The organism is Synechococcus sp. MU1642, assembly GCF_020514115.1.
Lineage (GTDB): Bacteria > Cyanobacteriota > Cyanobacteriia > PCC-6307 > Cyanobiaceae > Parasynechococcus.
On sequence record NZ_VTKZ01000003.1, the window covers coordinates 191,454 to 214,629 of the forward strand.

25 protein-coding genes, 1 tRNA gene and 1 pseudogene are annotated in these 23,176 nt (G+C 60.9%); 15 read left to right on the forward strand and 12 right to left on the reverse strand.

Annotation, left to right across the window (positions count from 1 at the left end; all coding sequences use genetic code 11):
- Nucleotides 1-14: 14 nt before the first annotated feature.
- Both FZZ85_RS04985 and FZZ85_RS04990 read right to left on the reverse strand, forming a co-directional pair.
- Nucleotides 15-305: a DUF3181 family protein gene (locus FZZ85_RS04985; RefSeq protein ID WP_226412809.1), complete on the reverse strand. Its 291-nt coding sequence runs from the start codon at nt 303-305 to the stop codon at nt 15-17.
- A gap of 42 nt (nt 306-347) precedes the next feature.
- Complete coding sequence (locus tag FZZ85_RS04990) at nt 348-593, reverse strand: hypothetical protein (RefSeq protein ID WP_226412811.1); 246 nt, start codon at nt 591-593, stop codon at nt 348-350.
- 88 nt (nt 594-681) lie between these two features.
- Here FZZ85_RS04990 and FZZ85_RS04995 point away from each other — a divergent pair.
- The 7 genes from FZZ85_RS04995 to FZZ85_RS05025 all read left to right on the forward strand — a co-directional run bounded on the left by FZZ85_RS04995 (nt 682) and on the right by FZZ85_RS05025 (nt 7,231).
- Nucleotides 682-755 (forward strand) — tRNA-Arg (locus FZZ85_RS04995).
- Nucleotides 756-864: 109 nt separating this feature from the next.
- Nucleotides 865-2,154 (forward strand): serine hydroxymethyltransferase, encoded by a 1,290-nt coding sequence (gene glyA, locus FZZ85_RS05000; RefSeq protein WP_226412813.1) that lies wholly within the window; start codon nt 865-867, stop codon nt 2,152-2,154.
- Nucleotides 2,155-2,269: 115 nt separating this feature from the next.
- Entirely contained in the window at nt 2,270-3,412 is a 1,143-nt protein-coding gene (locus tag FZZ85_RS05005; RefSeq protein WP_226412815.1) for an MraY family glycosyltransferase, read from the forward strand.
- Nucleotides 3,405-4,664, forward strand: a complete 1,260-nt coding sequence (locus FZZ85_RS05010) for a competence/damage-inducible protein A (RefSeq protein WP_226412817.1) — start codon at nt 3,405-3,407, stop codon at nt 4,662-4,664. Before FZZ85_RS05005 ends, FZZ85_RS05010 begins: the two co-directional genes overlap by 8 nt.
- 26 nt (nt 4,665-4,690) lie before the next feature.
- Nucleotides 4,691-6,109, forward strand: a complete 1,419-nt coding sequence (gene leuC / locus FZZ85_RS05015; RefSeq protein ID WP_226412819.1) for a 3-isopropylmalate dehydratase large subunit — start codon at nt 4,691-4,693, stop codon at nt 6,107-6,109.
- Nucleotides 6,109-6,723 carry a 3-isopropylmalate dehydratase small subunit 2 gene (locus FZZ85_RS05020; RefSeq protein ID WP_226412821.1) on the forward strand — a complete coding sequence of 205 codons (615 nt, stop codon included), beginning with the start codon at nt 6,109-6,111 and terminating at the stop codon, nt 6,721-6,723. The genes leuC and FZZ85_RS05020 overlap by 1 nt, the downstream gene beginning before the upstream one ends.
- Before the next feature lie 64 nt (nt 6,724-6,787).
- Nucleotides 6,788-7,231, forward strand: a complete 444-nt coding sequence (locus tag FZZ85_RS05025) for a pentapeptide repeat-containing protein (protein ID WP_226412823.1) — start codon at nt 6,788-6,790, stop codon at nt 7,229-7,231.
- Here the strand turns inward: FZZ85_RS05025 and FZZ85_RS05030 are convergent, their stop codons facing one another.
- Complete coding sequence (locus FZZ85_RS05030; RefSeq protein WP_226412825.1) at nt 7,232-10,090, reverse strand: DUF3769 domain-containing protein; 2,859 nt, start codon at nt 10,088-10,090, stop codon at nt 7,232-7,234.
- Nucleotides 10,091-10,212: 122 nt separating this feature from the next.
- On the reverse strand, nt 10,213-10,332 hold the full coding sequence (locus FZZ85_RS05035) for a photosystem II reaction center protein I (RefSeq protein ID WP_006042333.1): 120 nt from the start codon (nt 10,330-10,332) through the stop codon (nt 10,213-10,215).
- A gap of 64 nt (nt 10,333-10,396) precedes the next feature.
- Here FZZ85_RS05035 and FZZ85_RS05040 point away from each other — a divergent pair, with 64 nt between their 5' ends.
- Nucleotides 10,397-13,336: a glycoside hydrolase family 38 C-terminal domain-containing protein gene (locus FZZ85_RS05040; RefSeq protein ID WP_226412827.1), complete on the forward strand. Its 2,940-nt coding sequence runs from the start codon at nt 10,397-10,399 to the stop codon at nt 13,334-13,336.
- Here FZZ85_RS05040 and psbN read toward each other — a convergent pair.
- Complete coding sequence (psbN, locus tag FZZ85_RS05045; RefSeq protein WP_011363291.1) at nt 13,324-13,464, reverse strand: photosystem II reaction center protein PsbN; 141 nt, start codon at nt 13,462-13,464, stop codon at nt 13,324-13,326. The two genes, FZZ85_RS05040 and psbN, sit on opposite strands and share 13 nt — an antisense overlap.
- Nucleotides 13,465-13,548: 84 nt before the next feature.
- Between psbN and psbH the strand changes: the two genes are divergently transcribed.
- The 4 genes from psbH to FZZ85_RS05065 are packed head-to-tail and all read left to right on the forward strand — an operon-like array spanning nt 13,549 to nt 14,878.
- Nucleotides 13,549-13,749 carry a photosystem II reaction center phosphoprotein PsbH gene (gene psbH, locus FZZ85_RS05050; protein ID WP_226402308.1) on the forward strand — a complete coding sequence of 67 codons (201 nt, stop codon included), beginning with the start codon at nt 13,549-13,551 and terminating at the stop codon, nt 13,747-13,749.
- A gap of 9 nt (nt 13,750-13,758) precedes the next feature.
- Nucleotides 13,759-13,989, forward strand: a complete 231-nt coding sequence (locus tag FZZ85_RS05055) for a TatA/E family twin arginine-targeting protein translocase (protein ID WP_226412829.1) — start codon at nt 13,759-13,761, stop codon at nt 13,987-13,989.
- A 14-nt stretch (nt 13,990-14,003) separates the two neighbouring features.
- Nucleotides 14,004-14,621 (forward strand): aminoacyl-tRNA hydrolase, encoded by a 618-nt coding sequence (gene pth, locus FZZ85_RS05060; protein WP_226412831.1) that lies wholly within the window; start codon nt 14,004-14,006, stop codon nt 14,619-14,621.
- The gene (locus tag FZZ85_RS05065; RefSeq protein ID WP_226402302.1) at nt 14,621-14,878 is read left to right on the forward strand and encodes a DUF3146 family protein; all 258 of its coding nucleotides are present in this window, start codon (nt 14,621-14,623) and stop codon (nt 14,876-14,878) included. Before pth ends, FZZ85_RS05065 begins: the two co-directional genes overlap by 1 nt.
- Here FZZ85_RS05065 and FZZ85_RS05070 read toward each other — a convergent pair.
- Genes FZZ85_RS05070 through rph form a run of 4 tightly spaced genes read right to left on the reverse strand, consistent with a single transcriptional unit; the run spans nt 14,862 to nt 17,996 of the window.
- On the reverse strand, nt 14,862-15,302 hold the full coding sequence (locus FZZ85_RS05070; protein ID WP_226412833.1) for a resolvase: 441 nt from the start codon (nt 15,300-15,302) through the stop codon (nt 14,862-14,864). The genes FZZ85_RS05065 and FZZ85_RS05070 overlap by 17 nt on opposite strands.
- The gene (locus FZZ85_RS05075) at nt 15,299-16,450 is read right to left on the reverse strand and encodes a DUF3084 domain-containing protein (protein ID WP_226412834.1); all 1,152 of its coding nucleotides are present in this window, start codon (nt 16,448-16,450) and stop codon (nt 15,299-15,301) included. Before FZZ85_RS05075 ends, FZZ85_RS05070 begins: the two co-directional genes overlap by 4 nt.
- A 27-nt stretch (nt 16,451-16,477) precedes the next feature.
- On the reverse strand, nt 16,478-17,194 hold the full coding sequence (gene ntcA, locus FZZ85_RS05080; protein ID WP_011363297.1) for a global nitrogen regulator NtcA: 717 nt from the start codon (nt 17,192-17,194) through the stop codon (nt 16,478-16,480).
- Between the two features lie 58 nt (nt 17,195-17,252).
- Nucleotides 17,253-17,996 (reverse strand): ribonuclease PH, encoded by a 744-nt coding sequence (rph, locus tag FZZ85_RS05085; RefSeq protein WP_226412836.1) that lies wholly within the window; start codon nt 17,994-17,996, stop codon nt 17,253-17,255.
- A 145-nt stretch (nt 17,997-18,141) separates the two neighbouring features.
- Here rph and FZZ85_RS05090 point away from each other — a divergent pair, with 145 nt between their 5' ends.
- Both FZZ85_RS05090 and dcd read left to right on the forward strand, forming a co-directional pair.
- Entirely contained in the window at nt 18,142-18,741 is a 600-nt protein-coding gene (locus FZZ85_RS05090) for a cob(I)yrinic acid a,c-diamide adenosyltransferase (RefSeq protein WP_226412838.1), read from the forward strand.
- Complete coding sequence (gene dcd, locus FZZ85_RS05095; protein ID WP_226412840.1) at nt 18,741-19,334, forward strand: dCTP deaminase; 594 nt, start codon at nt 18,741-18,743, stop codon at nt 19,332-19,334. Before FZZ85_RS05090 ends, dcd begins: the two co-directional genes overlap by 1 nt.
- An 11-nt stretch (nt 19,335-19,345) precedes the next feature.
- Here the strand turns inward: dcd and thyX are convergent, their stop codons facing one another.
- A complete protein-coding gene (thyX, locus tag FZZ85_RS05100) occupies nt 19,346-20,068 on the reverse strand; it encodes an FAD-dependent thymidylate synthase (protein ID WP_226412930.1) in 723 nt (240 codons plus the stop codon).
- 44 nt (nt 20,069-20,112) lie between these two features.
- Nucleotides 20,113-20,688 carry a thioredoxin domain-containing protein gene (locus tag FZZ85_RS05105; protein WP_226412842.1) on the reverse strand — a complete coding sequence of 192 codons (576 nt, stop codon included), beginning with the start codon at nt 20,686-20,688 and terminating at the stop codon, nt 20,113-20,115.
- Between the two features lie 63 nt (nt 20,689-20,751).
- Here FZZ85_RS05105 and FZZ85_RS05110 point away from each other — a divergent pair, with 63 nt between their 5' ends.
- On the forward strand, nt 20,752-21,255 hold the full coding sequence (locus FZZ85_RS05110; RefSeq protein ID WP_226412844.1) for a hypothetical protein: 504 nt from the start codon (nt 20,752-20,754) through the stop codon (nt 21,253-21,255).
- A gap of 87 nt (nt 21,256-21,342) precedes the next feature.
- Here the strand turns inward: FZZ85_RS05110 and FZZ85_RS05115 are convergent.
- Nucleotides 21,343-23,022: pseudogene (locus FZZ85_RS05115) on the reverse strand (transglycosylase SLT domain-containing protein); the annotation flags it as partial.
- Nucleotides 23,023-23,176: the final 154 nt, after the last annotated feature.

A 23,176-nucleotide genomic window follows, 5' to 3' on the forward strand; every position in this document is an offset into this window, starting at 1 on the left:
GATGGATTGCAACCTTATCCGCAGTACGGCTCGAGGATGTCTTCAAGATCCCTCAGCTGGCCTGGGGGAATCAGCTTGGAGAGGGGTAGCTGACTGGCGCCTCCTGCGAGCGGCACCTTGACAGCGTCGAGAGCCTGCCGAGCTGCCACATCAGCACCTTGATTGATGCGGGCACTGCATTCGATCGCCAGGGCTGAAGCCAGGTCGGCATCGCCGAGGTACAGATGCCAGCCGCTGATCTGAACGTAAAGGCGGTCAGCCAAAGCACTCTGAAGGTCCTGTAGGTCGCTGGCGGAGAGGGACATCAGCCCAGGAGGATCGAGGGAAGGATTGCATCCATGCTGGCTTTATTCCTCCGGCTTGGGGCGTTGAAGAATCACCCAAATCAATTGGCCCAGCCAAAGGGTTGCCCAGAGGCTGGTGACCCAGGTCAGGCTCCCGCCGGGGAAGGGGTGGCGCATCTCCTGCAGAAACCAGCTGCCGCTGTTCACGGCGGCGAACACGCCGCCGTGCAGGCATAGGTTCACGATGCGCTCAAAATGCCGATAAGTCGGATCCTCAGGGTTAGCGGGGCCATACCAGCGGATCGGCATTGCTCGGGCTCAGAAACACCTGAATCCTGACGCGGCCCGCCCCCAGTTGACGAGCGGACCCTCGATGGGGTCTGATAGTCCAGCGCAAGCGCTTGTAGCTCAGCGGATTAGAGCATCTGACTACGGATCAGAGGGTCGGGAGTTCGAATCTCTCCAGGCGCGTTTCAACTGCCCCCACTTCAACTGCCCCCAAGGGCAGTTTTTTTTTGGTTAATTGGTCGGTCTGATCGATGCGATTTCTTACGATTGGGCAAAGCTTTACTGACATTTCATGGGCCAGGCTTCTGGGCGCGCCATCGACGCTGATCTGGCTCAGTCGGATCCGGACATCGCCGCGTTCATCAATCAAGAACGGCAGCGTCAGGAAACCCACCTGGAACTCATCGCATCTGAGAACTTTGCCTCCCGTGCGGTGATGCAGGCCCAGGGTTCCGTGCTCACCAACAAGTACGCGGAGGGTCTGCCCAGCAAGCGGTATTACGGCGGTTGTGAGCACGTTGACGCCATTGAGGAGTTGGCTATCGAGCGGGCCAAGCAGTTGTTCGGCGCCGCCTGGGCCAATGTGCAGCCCCACAGCGGTGCCCAGGCCAACTTCGCCGTTTTCCTGGCTCTGCTGCAGCCTGGCGACACGATCATGGGGCTTGATCTGTCCCATGGCGGGCATCTGACCCATGGTTCTCCAGTCAACGTCAGCGGCAAGTGGTTCAACGTCGTCCAGTACGGCGTCGACAAGGAGACCCAACGCTTGGACATGGAGGCGATCCGCCAGCTGGCGTTGGAGCACAAGCCGAAGTTGATTGTTTGTGGATATTCCGCGTATCCACGCACCATCGACTTCGCCGCCTTCCGCGCCATCGCTGATGAAGTGGGTGCCTATCTGCTGGCCGATATGGCCCACATCGCTGGCCTCGTTGCCGCTGGTGTGCACCCCAGCCCGGTGCCCCATTGCGATGTGGTGACAACCACCACCCACAAGACCCTGCGCGGCCCCCGCGGTGGCCTGATTCTCTGCCGCGATGCTGAGTTCGCCAAGAAATTCGACAAGGCGGTGTTCCCTGGCAGTCAGGGCGGCCCCTTGGAGCACGTGATTGCTGCCAAGGCCGTGGCCTTCGGTGAAGCGTTGCAGCCTTCGTTCAAGGCCTACAGCCGGCAGGTGGTTGCCAATGCAGCAGCCCTCGCCGAACAGCTGATCGCCCGCGGAATCGATGTTGTCAGCGGTGGCACCGACAACCATGTGGTGCTGATGGATCTCCGTGGCATCGGCATGACGGGAAAAGTGGCTGATCTGTTGGTGAGTGATGTGCACATCACTGCGAACAAGAACACCGTCCCCTTCGACCCCGAATCGCCCTTCGTCACAAGTGGCCTGCGGCTGGGAACAGCCGCACTCACCACCCGTGGTTTTGATGCACAGGCCTTCCGGGAGGTCGCTGATGTCATCGCCGATCGTCTTCTTAATCCTGAGGATGATGCGATTCGCCAGCGTTGCCTCGACCGGGTGGCCGCCCTCTGTGAGCGCTTCCCTCTCTATGCCGAGAGCAAGCAGCCGGTTCTGGCCTGAGGCTCGGCCTTTGCTCTCGAACGGGCCTTGACGGTGCCTGGTTGATCGGTTGCAGGCTCTTTAGGATTGAAACGACCCCTTCTGACCGGGGGATCGTCTCTTTTCTGGAGCCTGCGTGAATCTCTTGGCCAGCCCTATTGCGGTCGCCTCGGTCAGCTTTCTTCTGGCCGCGGTGACCACCATGGTGCTGGTGCCCCAAGTGCGCCGGCTGGGTTTGCGCTTCGGGTGGACCGATCAACCGGATGAGCGCAAGCAGCACATCACCCCCATGGTGAGGCTGGGGGGCATTGCCCTGGTTCTGGGTTTTGCCCTGGCTTTGGCGGCGGTGTGGTCCGTTGGGGGGTTTGGCTTGCTAGCCCCGGCCCGTGATCAACTGATCTGGAGCACCCTGGCCGGTTCGCTCTGCTTTTTTCTGATCGGCCTGGCGGACGACCTCTTCGCCCTCTCCCCCTGGCCGCGGCTGGCTGGACAGGTCGCCGTGGCTTGTGCGGTGTGGAGCCAGGGCCTTCGGATTGGAGCGATCGATCTTCCCTGGTTCACCGCTTCAGCCGGTCCGATTGCTCTGCCCGACACCCTCAGCCTGCTGGCAACTGTGGTTTGGCTGGTGGGAATCACCAACGCCATCAACTGGCTGGATGGCCTCGATGGCCTTGCTGCGGGAGTGGCTGGCATTGCCGCTGTTGGGCTTGTGTCCGTCAGCTTTTCGCTGCACCAGGTGGCCGCTGGATTCCTCGCCGCCGCGCTGGCGGGCTGCTGCCTCGGCTTCCTGCGGCACAACTTCAACCCCGCCCGCATCTTCATGGGTGATGGGGGCTCTTACTTCCTGGGATTCACCCTCGCTGCCGTGAGCATCGTGGGACCTGCCAAGGGGCTCACGACGGTGAGCCTTCTGCTGCCGCTGCTGATTCTCTCGCTGCCTCTGGCCGACATGTCGGCTGTGATCATGGGCCGTCTGCGGGAAGGCCGTTCCCCTTTCTACCCCGATCGCCGTCACCTCCATCATCGACTGTTGCGCGCTGGCTTCAGCCATCGGCGCACGGTTCTGTTGATCTACGTCTTCACCCAGTGGCTTGCTGCCCTGGCCCTGGTGGTGGCCAATGCTGAGATGCGCTTCCTCTGGCTGGCTTTGGCCACGGCCATCCTCGTGGCCACGGTAGTGATCAGCCGTCGCCAGTTGCAGCATGAGCGAGCGCTGATGAACACCCACCCCTGTTCCATCCCTGTTGATCCCGCTGTCCTTGGCGAACCACGTGGCTGAATCAGGTGTTGAAATCCTGTGCGTGGGCACAGAGCTGTTGTTGGGTGACATCCTCAACGGCAATGCCCGATGGATTGCAGAACAGTTGGCAGGTCTGGGGCTGCCGCATTACCGCCAAACCGTTGTTGGCGACAACAAAGACCGCTTGATCTCCGCTGTGCGCGAGGCATCGCAGCGCTGCAGGGTTCTGGTGACGACCGGAGGTTTGGGCCCGACCCCCGATGACCTCACCACAGAGGCCCTTGCCGCTGCTTTCGAGACTCCCTTGGAGGAGCGGCCTGAACTCTGGCTGGAGATTCAGCGGAAGTTATCGGCAGGTGGCCGGCCGGTTGCTTCAAGCAACCGCAGCCAGGCTTATCTGCCCCGTGGAGCGGAGGTTCTTCCTAATTCAAAGGGGTCGGCACCGGGAATGATCTGGTCGCCCCGACCTGATTTCACGATCCTCACCTTCCCGGGGGTGCCTGCGGAAATGCGGGCGATGTGGACGGAAACAGCCGCCCCCTGGCTTCAAGCCAATGGTGGGACTTCCGGTGTGTATGTGAGCCGTCAGCTTCGCTTCAGCGGCATTGGTGAATCTGATTTGGCTGAGCGCGTTGCCGATTTGTTGGCGTCCGCCAACCCAACTGTGGCTCCCTATGCCTCCCTCGGAGATGTGATGTTGCGGCTCACGGCCTGTGCGCCCACTGCCGATGCCGCCGCTCAGATATTGGTGCCGCTCGAAGCTGAGCTGCGCCGTCGCACGGGGAACCACTGCTACGGCGTCGATGAGGACAGCCTGGCGTCGGTGGTGATCGACCTGCTCAAGCAACAGCACCAGACGATGGCGGTGGCGGAGTCCTGCACCGGTGGTGGATTGGCGGCAGCCCTCACGGCTGTTCCAGGCTCCTCGTCGGTGTTCCAGGGTGGCGTCGTCGCCTACAGCAATGCGGTGAAACAGGCTTTGCTTGGGGTGTCGCAGGATCTGCTCGCGGCCCATGGTGCTGTTTCCCAGCCTGTGGTTGAGGCGATGGCTCGGGCAGCCCGGGAGCGCCTGAATTGCGACTGGGCGATCGCGGTCAGTGGTATCGCTGGCCCTGGCGGTGGCAGTGCCGAGAAGCCTGTGGGCTTGGTGCATCTGGCCTTGGCTGGTCCCGATGGCTGTGAGGCCTGGGTGCAGCATTTCGGTGAGCGGCGGGGTCGGGAGGCCATTCAGACGATGAGCGTGATCCGTGGCTTGGATCGTCTGCGTCTTCGCTTGCTCGCTCAGGTTTAGGGTCGACGATTCTTGCGGCTGAACTGTTGAGTTCCGGCACCCTCTACGACAAGGTGTGGGACCTGCATCGGGTGGCGGAGCTTCCCGGCGGATCCACCCAACTGTTTGTCGGTCTGCATCTGATCCATGAGGTCACCAGTCCTCAGGCCTTCTCGGCTTTGAAGGACAAAGGCCTGACGGTGCGTTGTCCTGAGCGCACGGTGGCCACGGTGGACCACATCGTGCCGACCACCTCGCAGCAACGGCCGTTCGCCGATCCGTTGGCGGAGGAGATGCTCAGCACCTTGGAACGGAACTGCCAGGAGCACAGCATCCCTCTGAACAACATCGGCAGCGGCCGGCAGGGCATCGTTCACGTGATTGCCCCGGAGCTGGGCTTGACCCAGCCAGGCATGACGGTGGCTTGCGGTGATTCCCATACATCCACCCATGGCGCTTTCGGGGCGATCGCCTTTGGGATCGGCACGAGTCAGGTGCGCGATGTGTTGGCCAGCCAGAGCCTGGCCATGAACAAGCTCAAGGTGCGCCGGATTCAGGTGAATGGCCTTCTTGCAGAGGGCGTGTCGGCGAAGGATCTGATCCTGCATGTGATTCGCCACCTTGGTGTGAAGGGCGGCGTTGGCTACGCCTACGAGTTCGCAGGCTCTGCCATCGAGGCGTTGTCGATGGAAGAGCGGATGACCCTCTGCAACATGGCGATCGAGGGGGGAGCCCGATGCGGTTACGTCAATCCCGATCAGGTCACCTTTGAGTATCTGAAAGGTCGCCCCCATGCTCCAGAAGGTGACGCCTGGAGCCGCGCTGTCGCCTGGTGGAGCTCCCTGGCCACTGATCCCGACGCAACGGTCGACGACGAGGTGGTATTTGATGCCGCTGCGATTCCACCCACGGTGACCTGGGGCATTACCCCCGGGCAGGGACTGGGGATCGATGAAACGGTGCCCAGCCTCGATCAACTGGATCCAGGCGAGCGCCCGATTGCGGAGGAGGCCTACCGCTACATGGATCTCCAGCCGGGAACGGCCATCGCTGGGGTGCATGTGGATGTTTGTTTCATCGGCAGCTGCACCAATGGCCGTCTCAGTGATCTGCGTGCGGCTGCCGACGTGGCCCGTGGCCGCCAGGTGGCTGAAGGCATCAAGGCGTTTGTGGTTCCCGGCTCGGAGCAGGTGGCGAAGGCTGCTGAAGCCGAAGGGCTGGATGCGGTGTTCCGTGCCGCAGGCTTTGAGTGGCGGGAGCCCGGCTGCTCGATGTGTTTGGCCATGAATCCGGATCGGCTGGAGGGTCGTCAGATCAGCGCCAGCTCCAGCAACCGCAATTTCAAGGGTCGGCAGGGATCGGCCAGTGGCCGGACGTTGTTGATGAGTCCAGCAATGGTGGCCGCAGCTGCCGTTAACGGTCGTGTGACCGATGTCCGTACTTTGATTTCTCCGTCCGCATCGTGATGGCTCTCTTCCCCACTGGTCCGGTTCAACAGGTGAGTGGAACGGCGATTGCCGTCCCCGGTGAAGACATCGACACGGATCGGATCATTCCGGCACGATTCCTTAAATGCGTAAGTTTCGATGCGTTGGGCGACCAGGTGTTTGCCGATGACCGTCTCGAACTCTCCGGTGAGCATCCCTTTGATCAGGCCCGTTATCAGGGGGCCTCGATCCTGGTAGTTAACGGCAATTTCGGCTGCGGTTCCAGCCGTGAGCATGCACCTCAGGCGTTGATGCGCTGGGGAATTCGCGCGGTGGTTGGGGTCAGTTTTGCCGAAATCTTCTACGGCAACTGCCTCGCTCTTGGCATTCCCTGTGCAACGGCAACCCCGGAGCAGATCAAGGCGATTCAGGCGCAGGTGGATCGTGAGCCGGGAAGCTCCTGGAGCCTGGATCTCGCTGGTTTGCAACTGACCTCAGCGAAGTCCAGCTGGCCTGTGTCGATCGATCCCGGTCCTCTAGACATGTTGCGCAGCGGTCGTTGGGATGCGACGTCCCAGCTCTTGGACCATGGGCCCCAGGTTGCGGAATTGATGCAAACACTGCCCTACATCAACCAGTTCGCCTCCAAGTAACAGCCAAGTGCGACTCCTGTGTCTATGAAAGAGACGGGAGGTTTCGTTCGGAGGTTGGACCTCAATGGCCCATTCGCTTTCGCGGTTGTTGTTGCCCTTGTTGCCGCTCTTTGTTGTTGCCGGTGTGGTTCCTGCTGGGGCCGTCCCGCTTCAGGTGCAGCTCCATGATCCGTTGGATCGCAGCTGTCCTGGCTGTGATCTCCGCCAGGCGGATTTCCGGCAGGCCCATCTCATCGGTGCGGATTTTCGCGGCAGTGATTTGCGCGGCGCCGATCTGAGGGAGGCGAATTTGGAAGGTGCTGACCTAACGGGATCGTTGCTAGAAGGTGCTGATCTGCGGGGAGCCAACCTCACCAATGCTGAGCTGTCTGATGTGGACCTGCGCAATGCCGATCTGCGGGGGGCTCAGGTGATCAATGCCTATGCACCGAACGTGCGGACCTCCGGTATGCGCTACGCCGGAGCTTCACTGTTTGGTAGCGATCTGATCATCGGGGGTGCTGATTGATCAGAAGGGTCGATTAGTGTCGGTGGTTTCCATCCAGTCCGTTGAGGTGTAGGGCACAAACGGCACGCCTGTCCCCTTGAAGTCAAAGTCGTTGAGCCGGAAGCGAAAGCCGCCGATGCCTTCGTAGGGATCAAAGTAAAAGCCGAAGTCATAACTACGCTTTTGCCAGCTCAGTTCGAAGTTTGAGTCGATCACATCGCCGTAGTACTCCGAAGCTGGATCCACATTGACGCCGATACCTGCATTGAGGACTACAGGGCCTGCAATCTGCTGGGTGATGCCAATGCCAACGGTGCCTAGGTCAATTGCCTGGTCGAACGCAAAGGGGCTGGCCCCTTGCTTGAGGGTGACGCCACCGCTGATCGCAAGCTGGGTGTAGTCCAGGAAGGGTTTGCTGAAGGTCCCCAGTGTGAGTGTTGGACCTGCCGACAAGTTGATTGTGTTTTGACGAGTGCCATTGCCGTAGGCCGCAAGAACGGTGTTGACATTGGTGTTGAACCTGAGGCCAGGAACGATCGCTCTCGGTGAGTAGCGGTAAGCCTTTCCCGGGGTCAGAGGGGCAGGTTTTCCGCTCCAGATCGGATAGCTGCTGTTGATCGAGCCGTAGAAGTTGGCACGTAGGTTCTCGCTGAGGGTTGTGTTGGTGAAACTCTCGGCCTGGTAATTGCCTATACCAATGCGCCAGATGTAGGAGTTGCTCAACTTGCCCCAGTTGAAGGCCTCCTCCTGCTCAATAAAACCACCCAAGGCGGAGTAAACATCAGTTTTCCCCAGTGACCCATTCCAGGTCCGGTAGCGATAGGCGCCAAACAAGCGGGCCGTGATGTCCCCGATCCACGGCAGTTTGAAGTTGTTTTTGATGCTGCCCCAGTAGCGGCTGCCGTTGGTGAAATCCTGAGGGTTGAAGGTGCTGATGTCGGCTTCCAGCGTCGTATCCCAACCCCAAAGTTGGCCTTTGAGTTCAGCTTCAAGGCCGAATATGTCGGAGATCGTGTTAGCTCGGCTCACGCTTTTGCTGTCGGCCGATTGGCCCTCTGCCGGATAGCTGTTGGTTTGGCCATCGATGGAGCGTTGCACCAGGAACTGTGGCTCCAGGCTCAGGGTGTGATTACGACCTAGTTCAATCGGTTTGAGATTGCGACCAACGAAGAGTCCGTCGCGATCCTTGTTGTCAATGCCAAAGACCCAACGGTTCTCCACTTCCTCCTCTTTCTGAATGAGCTGCCGACGGGTGACCGGGATGGGCAATTCTTCTTCGACAATCAAGCGGTTGCGCCGCGCGGAGATCAGCACGTCGCCATTGGCTTGTTCCCGGGCGACAACATCTTCTGAATCGATCCTGGTTTGTGCCGGTGTGAAGGGGTCGTTGCTGAATCCCATACGGTCGGCTTTCCATCCATCAGGCGTGATCCAGATCGTCGAAGCCTGAACTCTCCAGCGACTGATCGTGCCGTTGAGAAGTTGGACTCTCCGCTTGTGCTGCAGTTGAGGAGGCTTGATTGCATCGAAGCGAGTTTCGGCAGAATTTGGACGTTGGATGGGAATGCCAATGCGCCGCTCGATGCTGAAGCTGCCCTGGAAATTGACGTTGGAGATCCGCTGATCGATCTGGGCTATCGCCTCGTTACGCATGGCCTGTTGCTGGGCCGGGGGGATCGATTGATGCTTGATAGTCTCAACGCTGGAGACATGCCTCTGAGGATCACCTCCGTCGCCGAGCGCAATCGAGTCGAGGCGGTCGGAGAGCGAAGAGGGGTTGACGCGCTGGTCGCGATCGGGGTCTTCACATTTCGGTAGGGGAGGCATAACCGTGCTCTCCCGTTTGGGTGTGTCCTGCCCCCAGCGGTAGCGGAGGCCGAGCAAGTAACCATTACTTCCTTCGGAGACCCCTCCATAGGTGCCGAAGGCTCCGGAGCGGTGGTGAATCCGGCCAACGAGCGACAGGTCGGAGGACACCGCTGCTTCCACCTCGAAGGCGAGGTAGTTCAACAGCTGGGTGTGATTCTCTCGGAACGTTTTCTCGTAGAGGCTGTCTTCGGTGTTGTAGCTGACGCCCTCAACAACGCTGAAGCTCAGCCAAGGCTGCACCCAGACCCGTGCTCCGATGCCGATCACAGCTTCGCCGAATTTCTGGGGGGGCAGGTCGGCGTAGGGCGTCCTCTGGTTGTATTCGCCGCCCTTTTGTTGCTTGGCGATGTGACTGAACAGGTCAGCCTCAAGTTCAATGGCGAATGGACCAGCGCGCATGATCCGTTTCTGCACGCCGACGCCCAACACTGCTTCGGGACGCATTCGACCGTTGATCAGGAAGGTGTCACCGAAGGCGGAATCAATCATCTGACCGCCCCAGGCCGTTACAGCCCAAGGTTGCGGATGCCAGTCGGGAACTGGAGGAAGCAGCGGTGGACATGCCACATCAGTTATGTCTTCAACGCTTGCTGGCGTGGGTGAATGAGACAGGGCTGATGTCGCTCGAGAGTTTGTTAACGGATTGGTGAGGGGCTCTTCAAGTTCGATCGCCCCGTAAACATCGTTGAGCTGACCTTCGTTTTGGACGAGGTTGTAGCGGAAGCTCGACGCTTGAAAAAATTGCTTGCCACGTCTGAAACGGACGGCGCCGCGGGCGTAAAGCGTGCGGTAAGCAGCATCAAATTCGATGCGATCGGCGCGAAGTTCAGCGTTCCCGAGCTGAACCAAAACGTTGCCTTCAGCGATCGTCGCCTTGGACTTGATGTCGGTGTACTGGCGGTCAGCCCGGACTTTTAGACGTGCCGGTAGAAAAGTTGCCGAGCTCTGCTCAGCAGATGCAGCAGAAGCGGGTAATACAGAAACGGAACCCGTGATCAGGGCTCCGGTCAATGCAAATAAAAGGCGGTGCGCCGCCAAGGCATTCCAGCTGCGGCCAATGAGCTTGCCAGCTCATTTCGAAAATCACGGTCTGATCAGACCAGTGTGTGGCGCGGTCTGATTGAAAGGGTGAATCAATCTTCCAGGTCTTTGCGGCTGGGGGTGCGGCTTGGATCGCTCGCAAGAAACCCGAACACAAAGATGCCGAGGAAGAAGAAGACAACCGAGTAGACGGAGATCTTGAGGGCGAGCATGGAGACCGACCGGCGTCTGTGACAAGGGCATCATCTTATGGGGCATGACAGCGTCAGCAGGGGAATGAACCCTGATCAGGTCGGTCGATCGGAGTGGATTGAAACGTTTCGCAGTCGCTCGCGTCGTGATCTGCGCGTCGGGTGGCGCCGCTCAGGCGCCGCCCAGCCTGGGTTTTTCCTTGATGAAAGTTGGGGATCAACGCACCGTCCCGACTGGGCCAAGCGTGGTCTGCTGATCTGGCCAAGGGGGCGACAGTGGCTGCGGCTTGAGCAGCGGTTGAGCTGGCCTGATGGTTGGTGTGCCAGTGATTCCTGTCGTGCCCGGCTGGTGCTGAGCTGGTGGGCAGAGCAGATGCGGCTCTGGGTGGATGGTGTGCTGGTTCATGAGGGAGATCTGTTCGATACCGCCTGTCGCTGGCCGTTGCCTGAGGGTTGTCGTGAGGGGGCGGCGCTGGATCTTGTCCTGGAGCTCTGCAGCCCGTTACATGACGACGGAGCTCTGATTAGCAGCCATCTCGACCTGGAGCCGCAGGCCGCTGGCCCTGATCCCGAGGGCACCTTGTTGCCTTCTGCCTTGGAACTGCATTTGGCGGCGGATGGAGACCTGCCATCGCATTGGGCGGATCTGAATCCCAGCGGTGTTGAGGCTCAGGCCGCTGTTGCAACGCACCTGGATCAGGTGGACCCTCCACGAGGGTCGATGCATTGGATGGGTCATGCCCATCTCGATCTGGCCTGGCTCTGGCCGGTCGCCGACACCTGGCAGGCCGCTGAACGCACCTTCCGATCAGCGTTGGCTCTGATGCGTCGCTGGCCCGAGCTGCGCTTTGCCCATTCCACGCCGGCTCTCTACGCCTGGATGGAGCAACATCGCCCGGCTCTGTTTGCGGAGATCCAGGTGGCCAGCCGCGCCGGTCGCTGGGAACCGATCAATGGCCCTTGGGTGGAGACGGACTGTGTGCTGGTCAGCACGGCGTCGTTGTGGAATCAGTTTGTGGTCGGTCAGGACTACAGCCGGCGCCGCTTCCCGGAATGGACCCATGAGCTGGCCTGGTTGCCGGACAGCTTTGGCTTCGCTGCTGGCCTGCCTGCGGTGGCGGCAGCCACTGGTGTGCGCTGGTTCTGCACCCACAAGCTGGCCTGGAATGCTGAGAACCCTTTCCCCCATCGTTTGTTCCGCTGGCGCGGACGGGGACGGTCTGAACTGCGCAGCCTGATGCTGCCGCCGATTGGCCGTCGAGCCGATCCTGTGGAGATGCTGGGAGAGCAGCGGGCATGGCATCAGGCCACGGGGCTGGAGGCGGCGCTCTGGATTCCTGGTGTTGGTGATCACGGTGGTGGTCCCACCGAGGAGTTGCTGGAGCAGATTGAGCTCTGGGAGGGCCAAACGGCCGCTCTGCCCACCCGTGCCGGCACGGTGAGGGAGTTTCTGACAAACCTGCAGCAGGACGATCAGGCCTGGCCGGTGTGGCGCGATGAGCTCTTCCTGGAGTTGCACCGCGGTTGCGCCACCAGCCGTCCCGACCAGAAGCGCCATAACCGAACGCTTGAGCGGCTTTTGCGGGAAGCCGACACTGCTTCGGCCCTGTTGGCCATGGCCGGCCGCGATGGCGGTGCCAGCGATTGGCGTCCGCTGTTGTTTCAGCAGTTTCACGACATTCTTCCGGGAACTTCGATCCCGGAGGTGTTTGAACAGGCGGAACCGGTTTGGCGCTCGGCCCGGCGCCAGGCCCGCCGCGAGCGCGACCGGCGGCTGGCAAGGCTGCCTCGGCTGAAGTGCACAGCGGCGGAATGGAGTTGGTGGGGTCTGCAGCCCTTGGCCTCCTGGTCGCCTCTGGTTCGTCTTCCGGTGGGGTCGTGGTCAGCCAATGCCGTTTCACTGCCGCAGCAAGCGGCTGCCGGTGGTGGCACCTGGGTGCAGTTACCGCGTCAGCACGGGATTTGTTCTGTGCCGCTGCGGCGTAAACCAGGCTTGGCGTCCGGCGCTGCTCAACCCCGTCAGCCTGTGGTCATCTCGTCGCTTGGGTCGGGAGTTTGGCGCGTGGGTAATGGTCTGATCGACATTGATGTCTCCGCGGCAGGACTGCTGGCTCTGCGGGATCACGATGGACGAAATCAGTTGTCGTCCCCCCTGCAGTTGGAGCGATATCGGGACCGGGGCGAATTCTGGGACGCCTGGGATCTGGCGGCGGACTACCGATCCCAGCCCTTGGGTGTCATGTCAATGGATGTCGTGGAATGGCTCGACCAGGGCCCCCTGGTGGCTCATCTGGTGCTGCGGCGCCAGCTCGGCGCCAGTTGCATGCGTCTGGACCTGCGGCTGAAGGCCGACACGCCCTGGTTGGAGCTGATCTGCAGTGTCGACTGGTGTCAGACCCATGAGCTGCTGCGCCTGGACCTGCCATTGGCAACCCCTGCTGTCCGTATCGCTGCCGACACCAGCGGAGGGGTGATCGAACGGCCCGCTGAACCGGTGACGGCTCGGGAAAAAGCCCGCTGGGAAGTCCCTGTGATCTCATGGTTCGCTTCGCAGTCGCCAGCTCCCGGAGGCGGGATGGCTGTGTTGATGGACGGCCCCCAGGGTGTTGATTGGTCTTCAGACCGACTCGGCATTTCGCTGCTGCGCGGTCCAACCTGGCCTGACCCCAGCGCTGATCAGGGCTGGCATCGCCAGCGTTTGGCCCTTATGCCGTTCTCCGGCTCCTGGAGTGATGCCGGTGTGCCGCAGGCGGCCATTGCGTTTCGCGAGCCCGGGTGGAGTGCGGCTTTGCCTGCGGAGCTGCGTCAGTGGTTCCCATCGCTGCCGCTTCAACTCATGCCGGTGGCCTTGGAGCGCCATGTCGACGCTTGCCTGCTGAAGCTGCTCAATGCGGGGTCAGCGCGCTGCTGTTGGACCCCCGGTGCGGGGTGGAGTGTCCGCAGGCAAGCTGACTCAGATGCTTCTGATGCCGTGCTGATCGCCCCGGGAGAACTCGTCTCCCTGGTGGTTGATCAGTCCTCGTGATCGTCGAACGGGTCGTCGAGTGCTTTTGATGGAGGTCCAAAGGCCTGGTACACGCCAAATCCGGTGAGTCCGAACAAAACAGCGAGTACGCCAATGGCGACGGACAGGGCTGGGGACGACGTTTCCATCACATCTCTCGACAGGATCAACCCCGAACCGGAGTCGGCCCCTACAGTATCGAGACTTCAAACCACCCGAGACCCGGCGTCGCCATGGCACAACGCACCCGTCTGGGAGACCTTCTCCGCCCACTGAACTCCGAGTACGGCAAGGTGGTTCCCGGTTGGGGCACCACTCCGGTGATGGGCATCTTCATGGTGCTGTTCCTGGTGTTTCTGCTGGTGATTCTTCAGCTGTACAACAAGTCCCTCATCCTCGACGGCATCAACGTGAACTGGAACGGCCTCGGCTGATCAGCACCCATGAACATCTTCGGCGTCGGTCTCCCCGAAATGGCGGTTATCGGCGCCGTTGCTCTTTTGGTTTTTGGGCCGAAACGCTTGCCAGAACTTGGCCGGACACTCGGAAAAACCCTGAAGGGCTTCCAATCCGCATCCAAGGAATTCGAGCGCGAGATCAACAAAGCAATGGCTGAACCGGAGGTGTCCGGTGACGCTGCGAAGCCGGCCGAAGAACTCCCCCCCAGCGACTGAGTTGTTCCAGCGCTATGAGCACCGATCTCAAGCTGGTGGTGGGACTTGGCAATCCGGGGGCGAAATATGCAGGCACTCGCCACAACGTCGGCTTCATGGCCCTAGAGCTTTTAGGTGAGCGTTCTGGATTCAGTTTTCGTCAGCAAGCCAAGTTGCATGGTCTTGCAGCAGATACAGGGATCGGTGAGCAGAGGCTGCGCTTGCTGATGCCCCAGACCTACATGAATGACAGTGGTCGTGCGATTCGTGCTGCCCTCGATTGGTTCGGCCTGGAACCCCACCAACTGCTTGTGCTGGTGGACGACATGGATCTTCCGCTCGGTCGTTTGAGATTGCGGGCCCAGGGCAGCGCCGGTGGCCATAACGGCTTACGCAGCACCATTCAGCATCTCGGGACTCAGGCGTTTCCCAGGCTGCGGATCGGCATTGGTGCGCCGGCTGAGAATCCTGCTGAGCGTCGCGCTCGAACGGTGTCCCATGTTCTTGGCCCGTTCAGCAAGGTCGAACAACCTTGTGTCGGCGCTGTTCTTGATGCTGTTCTGGACGGGATTCAACGTCTTCAGCGCCAGAGCTTTGAGCGTGCTGGAACCTGGATCAACGGCTTTCGCTATGACCTGGAGCCGGTCGACTGATGCCGGCTCTCCCGGCGACAACGGCCCATTTGCGGGTGCTCCGCCAGTGTTTTCAGGCCAAGTGTGTGGAGGGTGAAGTCTCAGCTGGAGGCTTCGAGTGGCAGTTCTCCTGGGCCTTTGACCGCGGCGAATTGATGGTGGAGCCGTCCTTGGGACGAGCCCTGATCGAGGATGCCCTTCGGCGGTTTCTGGTGCGTTCTGATTACAGGCTGGAACCGGGTGGTGACTACACCTTCATGGTTAGGGCCAGGTTCTGAGCGGGAACGTGGGAGCAGGCTCCGGCCATTTCAGGCGGCACTCCAAGTGCTCCTCGAGCATGACCAAAGCGGCCACAGCATCCAGATCCACCGGTGGAATGCGCAGTCCTGCTGGCAGCATCCGTTGCCAACCTCGAGCCGGCCATAAGGTCCAGTAACGCTGTCTTGCCCTCAGCGTTGTTCCCTGTTCCGGAATCACGGTGAGATGGCCCAGCCGTTCCAGTCGCTTGATCCAGGCTCGGCTGCCCGTGCCGTCGCCGATCAGGATGCGGTCGAGAGCTTGGTCGTGATTCCACTGCTCCAGCCAGGGTTCCACAGCATCCGGGGCCAGCACATGCCCTTCGCGCACGAGGCCGAGCTGAAGATCAGCCAGCACAAGACCACATTTGCAGCGGCCTGGATCGAGAACGGCCACCCGTTTCATGGGGATGCCTGAATTGTGACGACGACAGGATCGGCGCTGTTGCTGACTCCTGCAGAAATCACTTCCAAGCCCATGCTTTGGCTGGGTCCTTCCATCAGGGTCTGGGCCAGTCGGGAGAGAGCTGATCCATCGAACTGAAGGCCCTCGCTCAGCGATCCCCGTCGCTGCACCTCTGCATAGGCCGAGGCCAAGAGAAGGTTCAGTCGTGTGCGAATACCCTCTGGCGTGCGTTCATTCGGTTGCAGTGTGGTGGTGGCCAGCACGTCTCCGCGTTCGGCCACTGGCCGGTTGGGACGCACCTCGGGGAAGGCGTAAACCGCTGTTTCACCCCGCAGCACATTGGTGGCGGAGCGCAGCGAGATTACCCAGGTCTCAGGTTTGCGGATGATGCTTTGTAGGCGTTCCACATCGCTGCGCGGAACGCGGATCAACTGGCGTTCGGGGGCTTCGCCAGGCCGCACTTTCCCGTAGGCGTTGAGATTGGCCTCCTGCAAAAGCCTGTCTACAGCCTGTTTTGCCTGGTCCGGGGCATCGAGTCGAACCGTTGCTCTCGCCAAGGTCTGTCCGCTGCTGATCACCACCGATCCACGCCTCAGGGCGACCAGATTGCGTTCCAGTTCCTTGAGTTCCTGCTCACCGGCACGGATGCGGCTGCGAACGCTGTTGAGTTCGGCTTCCGTGCGCTGGATGTCCGCATCGCGGGAGGCGATGTCCTGGCTGAGGCGTTCACGTTCAGCTTCGAGTTGGGCCCGCTCTTTCTGAAGAGGAGCCAGTTCAAGGCGCAGGGTGTTGGCCAGTTGCTGCGATTGCTTGAGTTCTGTGGCGATTCGCTTGGTGTCCGTTTGGGTCTTGTCCCGTTGCCACTCGGCTGCCTCCAGCTGTTGCCGGCTGTCCTGGAGTTTCTCCTGCAGGGCATCCAGTTCAAACAGGCCCACCCGCAACTGCCGGCTCACCAGCAGCATCAGGCCGAGCGAGAGTGCGCTGATCAGGCTGCCGGTCAGCACCGTGATTAAAACTGCGGTGCGCCTTGGGCGCATCCTGAACAAACTCAGTCGCGCTTTGCCGACGCGGCTGCCCAACCGGTCGCCCAGGGTCGACAGCACGCCCCCTAGCACTAGTAGAACAAGGATCAGTGCCCAGCCGCTCATGGCTGCAACCGTCGGGCAATGGCCGGACTAGCTGAAACGTTTGGCCAGTGCGATTGGATCCAGAACGGTGATTTTCTTGCGGTCAATCTGAACTAGACCGGATTGACGCAAGTCTCCCAGCAGACGTGTGATTGTGACGCGTGTTGAGCCAATCGCTTCGGCGATGGCTTGATGGGATAGGCGCAGGTCGATGGTGATGCCCAGCTCATCCGCCACTCCGAAATCCCTGCATAGCACCAGCAAGAAGCTCACCAGCCGCGAAGACATGTCCCTGTGGGTCAGGGTTTCAATCATCGTTTCGGTCTGCAGAATCCGGCTGGAAAGACCCTGCAGCAAGCGGAGCCCAACGCTGGTGTCGGCTTCGATGGCGGCCTTCACGGAGGTCGCCGGTGCCGTCACCATTTCGACGCGAGTGAAGGCCACAGCATGGTAGAAACGATCGGATCTTTGACCGGTCAGCAGCGACAGCACTCCGAAAAGGCTGTTCTCGCGGAGCAGGGCGACGGTGATCTCTTCCCCCGATTCGTAGACGCGGGATAAACGCACGGCTCCCCGGCGGATCAGATATACCCGTTCTGCGGGATCTCCGGGAAAGAAGATGGTCTTGTTGCGGTCTACCAGTTCACTGCTGGCGCCATCGAGATCCCGGATGATCTCCAGGAGAGAACGGTTGGCCGGTTCTGCGCTGGGAGATGGAGCCACCATCTGCGGGGCGTATCGGCTGAAACCTCGGCTACTGGTCATGACAACCCCCTGATGAAGCGAAGTTACGGAGCTGGCGGTGGCCGCCATGTAGCGGTTATTACGTAACGCTGCTGTGGTCGTTGAAGGCCTGGCGTTGCGCCTGCATCAGGGATGACAATCCCGGCTCCGCTAAATCCAGCAGCTCATTGAGTTGGCTGCGGCTGAAGGGCGCTCCCTCAGCAGTTCCTTGGATTTCCAACAGACGTCCATCCCCGGCCTGCACAACATTTAGGTCCACCTGAGCTCGGCTGTCTTCGCTGTAGTTCAGATCCAGTAAGGCCTGGCCATCCACCAAGCCGACGGACACGGCCGCCACCTGGTCGACCAGGGGCGATTGCTCTAGGACTCCTTGTTCCACCAGTGATCGGCAGGCCTGCTCCAGGGCGAGCCAAGCCCCGGTGATCGAGGCCGTCCGGGTGCCGGCGTCCGCTTGGATCACGTCGCAGTCGATCAGCAAGGTGCGCTCACCAAGGCGCTCCATATCGATCACGGCGCGCAGGCTGCGGCCGATCAATCGCTGAATCTCCTGGGTGCGACCCGAGAGTTTCATTAGCTCCCGTGATTGCCGCTGTGGGGTGGATCCGGGCAGCAGCCGGTATTCGGCGCTGAGCCATCCCAACCCTTCCCCCTTGCGCCAGCGGGGAACCTTGTCCTCCAAGCAGACGCTGCAGAGCACAGCGGTTCGGCCGGTGTGAACCACAAGGGAGCTCAAGGCAAACCCCATGGGATTCCATGTCACCGAGAACGGTCGCAACTGTTGCGGGCGACGGCCATCAGCGCGGTGTTCAGGGGATTGGCTCATCAGTGGTGTGCAGTTCCTCAAGCCTCGCAGGCGGTTGGTTCTCGCCCTGTCCAAACACCATGGGTGGTGTCAATCCTCTTGTTGAATGTGATCTCGCCGCTAGATTCAAGTTCTCGCCGGGTTCCCCCGGACAGATGCTTACGTGATGACCACAAGCCTCGCCGACCCCCAAGCCTTCCAGAACCTCCTGGATCGGGATCAGCAGGCTTTGCAGCGGGCGGGCCTCAGGCCCTTGCCTCCTCTCTCTGATCCGCCACCCCTACATCTGGTGGCTCCAGAAGGGCAGCTGCAAGTTCATACAGCGCCCTACCGAGGCAGCTTCGCCAATGTTCTGAGTCAAGCCATGCGTGCTGCCGGCTTGGGTAGTCGTGTTCTGATCAGTCAGTTCCTCAAAGGGGGCGTTCAGCAGGGACCGGCCGGACGGGTGCAGCTTTGTGGAGGCCTTGTCTGGCTGCGGCCAGAAGTGCCCCTCTGCCTCTCCTCGCCGGGCCATCCCGGTGGAGCGGAGGCGGTGGCTGCGGTTTGGTCCATCTGCAGCCAGCATCTGATCCAGGGAGATCTCGACCAGCTGGTTTTGGATGAAATCGGCCTTGCAGTGGCCTTCGGATACCTGGATGAAGCGGACGTTATTGCAGCCCTTGAGCAGCGGCCCGCTTCGATGGATGTGATCATCACTGGACCTGCAATCCCCGCCGGCGTGGTGGAGATGGCAGATCAAGTCACGGAGTTGCGCCGAGGTTTCTGATGCTCAAGTGCGATCGCTGGATCACTGAACAGGCTGGGCAGGGAATGATCGAGCCATTCCAGAGGGGTTTGGTCCGTCATCTTGAGCCGGAACAGAAGCTGCGACCGGTACTGAGTTTCGGTTGCTCGTCCTACGGCTACGACCTGCGCCTGTCTTCTCAGGAATTTCTGATCTTCCGGCATGTTCCTGGCACGGTGATGAACCCCAAGCGGTTCAACCCGGCCAACCTCGAGCCCACCCCCCTTCATGAGGATGAAGACGGGCGCTACTTCATTCTTCCGGCGCATTCTTACGGCCTCGGTGTGGCGTTAGAGAAGCTGCGGGTTCCCCCCAACATCACAGTGATCTGTTTGGGCAAGAGCACCTATGCCCGACTTGGAATCATCGTGAACACCACCCCTGCTGAAGCGAGCTGGGAGGGTCACCTCACCCTTGAATTCAGCAACAGTTCCGGCGCTGACTGCCGGATTTATGCCGATGAAGGCATCTGTCAGCTGCTGTTTTTCGAGGGTGATCCCTGCTCGACCACCTACAGCGATCGACAAGGCAAGTACCAGCACCAGCCCGAGAGAGTGACGCTGGCTAAGGTCTAGATCTCTATTGATTAGGGTGCTAAACGAGCCCGGTGCAGCCTGCTTTTTTCGTACCAGGCTGCGAATTCAGGGGCCCACTCCATCATGTGGGGCCACATCAGATCGCAGAGCTGGCGGATCTCCAACTGGGCATCAAGCTTGGCCCGCAGATCCATGAAGTGCAGGAACGCCCGCAGGCTGAAGCTCACCACAAAGTGCTGGCGGTAGTCGAAGGGAAGGATGCCGCGGGCATGCTCTTCGGAGAAGCCGGCCTTGAGCAGATCCCTGTAGCGCTCGGCAGCGCTTCGGCACAGATCGAGGTCCTTTTCACGTAGCTCTTCGGTGTAGGCGTATTTCTTGCCTTGCCGATCGCTGTACTCGCCGACAGGCCGCAGATAAAACACTTCTTCTAGGTCCAGGGCTCCATCCGCTGCACGGCAGATGCGTTCACCGGTGTAACGCATCGATTGCACATCGAAGCTCACCCCAACCCGATGGGTGCGGGCCTGCTGCATCACCGAGTGCGGGAACCAGCCCACGTTCAGCACGATCTGCGCATGCTCCATCGGGCCGTAGTGGCCGCGTTCTCCAGACAGCAGACGTTTTACACAGATCTCTCCAGCTCGCTGCTCATCGGGCCAGTTGGCACGATCTCCTGCCACGAACCCTTCGCTGTAGTCCTGATGCATGGCGGCATACACGCATTGCTGCGGGTTCGGCGTAGCTGCGATCAGATCGACCCGAAAGCGGTCCATGGGGGCGTCAGAGTGACGAGTTGTGGTGATCATGGCGAGGCGTGTCAACCATGGCTGCGGGGCCCGGCGGTGGATTGGCTCGATGCTCCAGCCAATGTGTTGTCAGCGGAGGTGGAGGTTGGCAGCTGGCTGACGGTGCCGACGCCTGGCAGAGCGGGCAGCGGCTCATCCTCAAGCAGTGCTGTGGTGATCAGCTGGAGTTCCTCAGGGCTGCGCAGACCAAGGGATCGCCCCCTCGGCTCTCCTTCAGCGTTAAACAGATTCAGCTGAGGGATGCCGTTGACGTCGTAGCTATCAACGAGATCTTGCCAACGGGGGTTGTCGACGTTTACCAGAACAACATCGAGTCGATCCCGCGATTTCTTCTCCAACTCCAGCATCGAGGGCGCCATCTCCCTGCAGACCTGGCACCAATCGGCGTAGAACTCGATCAGCGTTGGGCGTCCATTCGTAAACGCCGTTTGCGGGTCGAGGGATCGTCTCGCCAGCTGCTCCATCGGGCTTTCGCTCTGAATGCCGCCGCGCAGGATGACTAAGCCAAATGCCAGAGCCACCGCGATAATCACCAGCACCCATCGCTGTGCCGTGCCCAGGGGCGAAGACTCCGGGGTGCCTGTCATCGCACTTCAACCGCAGCGATCACTCTGGCAGCTCCTTCGAAAGGCCGCCGCTAACTTGAATGCATGCCAATTGTGCGACTGCTGAGCCTTCCGGTTCGGGCGCCGTTGCTGACGGTGCTGTTTTTCGTTGCGGTTTTGCTCGGCAACCATTGGCAGATTGTTCAGCCCACCTTCACGTCTCTTTACGGCGTGAGTGCGGTCTGGTTCTGGTGTTTCGTGCTGCTGCAGACCCAGGTGGTGGTCGTCTTCTGCACGATGCCGGATCTGCTGTTGCGACAGGTGTCGTTGCTCATGGCATCAAGCCGGGTGATGACGTTGGTTGTCACGCTGCTGGTGGTGATCACCGGTGGCATCTACCTGTTGAAGCTCAATGTGCTAACCGACGTGCTCATCCTGGCTTCAACCTTGTTGTTGGCCCGGCTTGATCTCATTCGGATCGGGGTGCTGCCCGCTGCTGGGATCTGCCTGGTTTTGATGAGTTTGATCGTGATCGCTGGCATCGTCGCCGGCACGCTGCTGCCGCACCCCAGCATCAGCCTCTCCGCAGAAGGATTGATTGCCGCCTAGATAACCAAGCAAATTATCGAGCACTTTCTTAGCGTAGAAGCGTGTTTCCGGGTAGGGGATGCGTTCCACCCACAGCGCGTCGTCGTCCGCATCCGTGGGTTGCGTCCAAGCCGCCACAGCACCTGGCCCGGCGTTGTAGCTGGCAATGCTGCGAAAGGGGTCGTTTTCCCATTGCTCCAGCAATTGGTTGAGGTAGCGCGCGCCCAGTTTGAAGTTGTTGGCGGGATCCTTCAGCATCGGCGTACTGGTGGGTATGCCAGCCATCTCTGTGGCCGTGGAAGGCAGCAATTGCATCACGCCAACGGCCCCGGCAGGGGAGACGACTCCAGGTGCGAAGCGAGACTCCTGTTTGGCGATTGCTCGCAGCAAATTGGCTTGAAGGCTTTCTTGCTTGGCCGCTGTCTTTATCTCGGCTTCGAAGAGGCGAGGGAATTGGCTGCGATGGAGAAGACTGCGTTGCTGGCAGCTCGGATCACGCCAGCGGAGGCTGAGCCGCCAGAGCTGATCCAGTCCCATCCAGGTGTCCCCGACGGCCAGGCGCAGCCTGCCCTCGACGAGACGTTCCTCGGGTGGCGGCGGGATCGCAGGATCTCTAAGTGCCTGCCAGGCCTCCCAGGCGGCGTGCACCTGGCTCAGGCGCCAGAGCTCGTTCACCAGGCTGTGATGGCTGTTGAGCGGTTGCCAGGTTGGTGACTCTTGCTGCGGGTCTGGGGATCGCAAATCCAGGGGCTCGGCCAGGCCCAGCTGCTCCATGGCACGCCATCGGTAGTAGCCCCCTGGGAAGACCCTGATCAGGCGGCGCCACGTGCGTTTCGCCTCTGCCACATCACCGAGTTCCTGATAGCTGCGCCCCAGCCAGAACAGCCGCCGCGCTTCCAACGGAGGAGGCAGGGGCCCATCCTCTTGGTTGCGTTGCAGCAGTTCGCGGACACGGTTCCAATCCCCAGCGAGAAAGGCCTCGCGGGCCAGGTCCCATTGGAGTTGCCATATGTCGGGGTCGTTGGGCCATCGGCTCAGGGCGGTATCCGCCCCATCGCCATCGGCGAGTCGCACGCGGGCCGCGGTAACAGCGGCTGAGCGTTCCTCAAGGGCAGCCGGTAGACGATCCAGAACACCAGGGTCGGGATAGAGCGGTTCGCTCAAGATCCGCGCCGCTTCAAGGCTGGCGGGGTGGTTTGGATGGGTCTGCGCCAGCGTTAGAAGTTGAGCAGTGCCCGTGTCAGGGTCGCCATTCAGCAGCCGTGAACGACCGATGGCCAACTGGGTCTCGGGGGCAGCATCGAGCTCTTGAAGGCAGGTCAGTGCGGTATCGGCATGGCCTCGTTTTGCCAGTGCTTGCGCCAAGGTTTGGCGTTGTTCGGGCTGCGGTGCCTGCGCCCCTTTCGCTTGGCAGGCTTCAAGCATCAGCTCCAGGGCGCCGGCTCGGTTCGCATCCCAACGGGCCAGGTGCAGGGCGCCTCGATGGTTCTCCAGCGCTTCGTACCCATCCCCAGCCGCCATGGTCAGTGCTGCTGGGTGGGCCGGGTGCTGCTGGAGCAGCTGCCCATGAAGGATGGGGTTGTTGTTGCCAAGCGCCAACCGAGCCCAGGCGGAGCCGGGCGCTTCGGGAAAGCGATCCAACAGGAGCTGCCAGGTCTGAGCGGCTTTCGATGTCTTGCCTTGGGTGGCGGCGGTGAGGGCTGCCCGTTCGAGCACCACGGCTGCCATCGGATTGCGCCCCCAGCCTTGGCCATGGAGCAGTTCCTGTGCCCCATCCCTGGCCACCATCAACAAGGCGGCTTCGCGACGGGTCTGTGGATCGATGGCCCAGCGATAGTGCTGCCACAGCTTTGTCTGTGAGATCTGAGGTGTGAGGCGCTGCTGCTGTCTTTTCAGCAGTTGCTGCCCGCCCCAAGCAGTCAACCCACTTAGACAAGCAACG

Coding starts and splice junctions, on each gene's coding strand:
- ntcA (WP_011363297.1), bottom strand. CDS start 17,194: ATGACCAGTAGCCGAGGTTTCAGCCGATACGCCCCGCAGATGGTGGCT.
- FZZ85_RS05035 (WP_006042333.1), bottom strand. CDS start 10,332: ATGCTCGCCCTCAAGATCTCCGTCTACTCGGTTGTCTTCTTCTTCCTC.
- FZZ85_RS05025 (WP_226412823.1), top strand. CDS start 6,788: ATGGCCCATTCGCTTTCGCGGTTGTTGTTGCCCTTGTTGCCGCTCTTT.
- FZZ85_RS05110 (WP_226412844.1), top strand. CDS start 20,752: ATGCCAATTGTGCGACTGCTGAGCCTTCCGGTTCGGGCGCCGTTGCTG.
- rph (WP_226412836.1), bottom strand. CDS start 17,996: ATGAGCCAATCCCCTGAACACCGCGCTGATGGCCGTCGCCCGCAACAG.
- psbN (WP_011363291.1), bottom strand. CDS start 13,464: ATGGAAACGTCGTCCCCAGCCCTGTCCGTCGCCATTGGCGTACTCGCT.
- psbH (WP_226402308.1), top strand. CDS start 13,549: ATGGCACAACGCACCCGTCTGGGAGACCTTCTCCGCCCACTGAACTCC.
- FZZ85_RS04990 (WP_226412811.1), bottom strand. CDS start 593: ATGCCGATCCGCTGGTATGGCCCCGCTAACCCTGAGGATCCGACTTAT.
- FZZ85_RS05070 (WP_226412833.1), bottom strand. CDS start 15,302: ATGAAACGGGTGGCCGTTCTCGATCCAGGCCGCTGCAAATGTGGTCTT.
- pth (WP_226412831.1), top strand. CDS start 14,004: ATGAGCACCGATCTCAAGCTGGTGGTGGGACTTGGCAATCCGGGGGCG.
- FZZ85_RS05020 (WP_226412821.1), top strand. CDS start 6,109: ATGGCTCTCTTCCCCACTGGTCCGGTTCAACAGGTGAGTGGAACGGCG.
- FZZ85_RS05090 (WP_226412838.1), top strand. CDS start 18,142: ATGACCACAAGCCTCGCCGACCCCCAAGCCTTCCAGAACCTCCTGGAT.
- FZZ85_RS05105 (WP_226412842.1), bottom strand. CDS start 20,688: ATGACAGGCACCCCGGAGTCTTCGCCCCTGGGCACGGCACAGCGATGG.
- FZZ85_RS04985 (WP_226412809.1), bottom strand. CDS start 305: ATGTCCCTCTCCGCCAGCGACCTACAGGACCTTCAGAGTGCTTTGGCT.
- FZZ85_RS05040 (WP_226412827.1), top strand. CDS start 10,397: ATGAACCCTGATCAGGTCGGTCGATCGGAGTGGATTGAAACGTTTCGC.
- thyX (WP_226412930.1), bottom strand. CDS start 20,068: ATGGACCGCTTTCGGGTCGATCTGATCGCAGCTACGCCGAACCCGCAG.
- glyA (WP_226412813.1), top strand. CDS start 865: ATGGGCCAGGCTTCTGGGCGCGCCATCGACGCTGATCTGGCTCAGTCG.
- dcd (WP_226412840.1), top strand. CDS start 18,741: ATGCTCAAGTGCGATCGCTGGATCACTGAACAGGCTGGGCAGGGAATG.
- FZZ85_RS05075 (WP_226412834.1), bottom strand. CDS start 16,450: ATGAGCGGCTGGGCACTGATCCTTGTTCTACTAGTGCTAGGGGGCGTG.
- FZZ85_RS05065 (WP_226402302.1), top strand. CDS start 14,621: ATGCCGGCTCTCCCGGCGACAACGGCCCATTTGCGGGTGCTCCGCCAG.
- FZZ85_RS05055 (WP_226412829.1), top strand. CDS start 13,759: ATGAACATCTTCGGCGTCGGTCTCCCCGAAATGGCGGTTATCGGCGCC.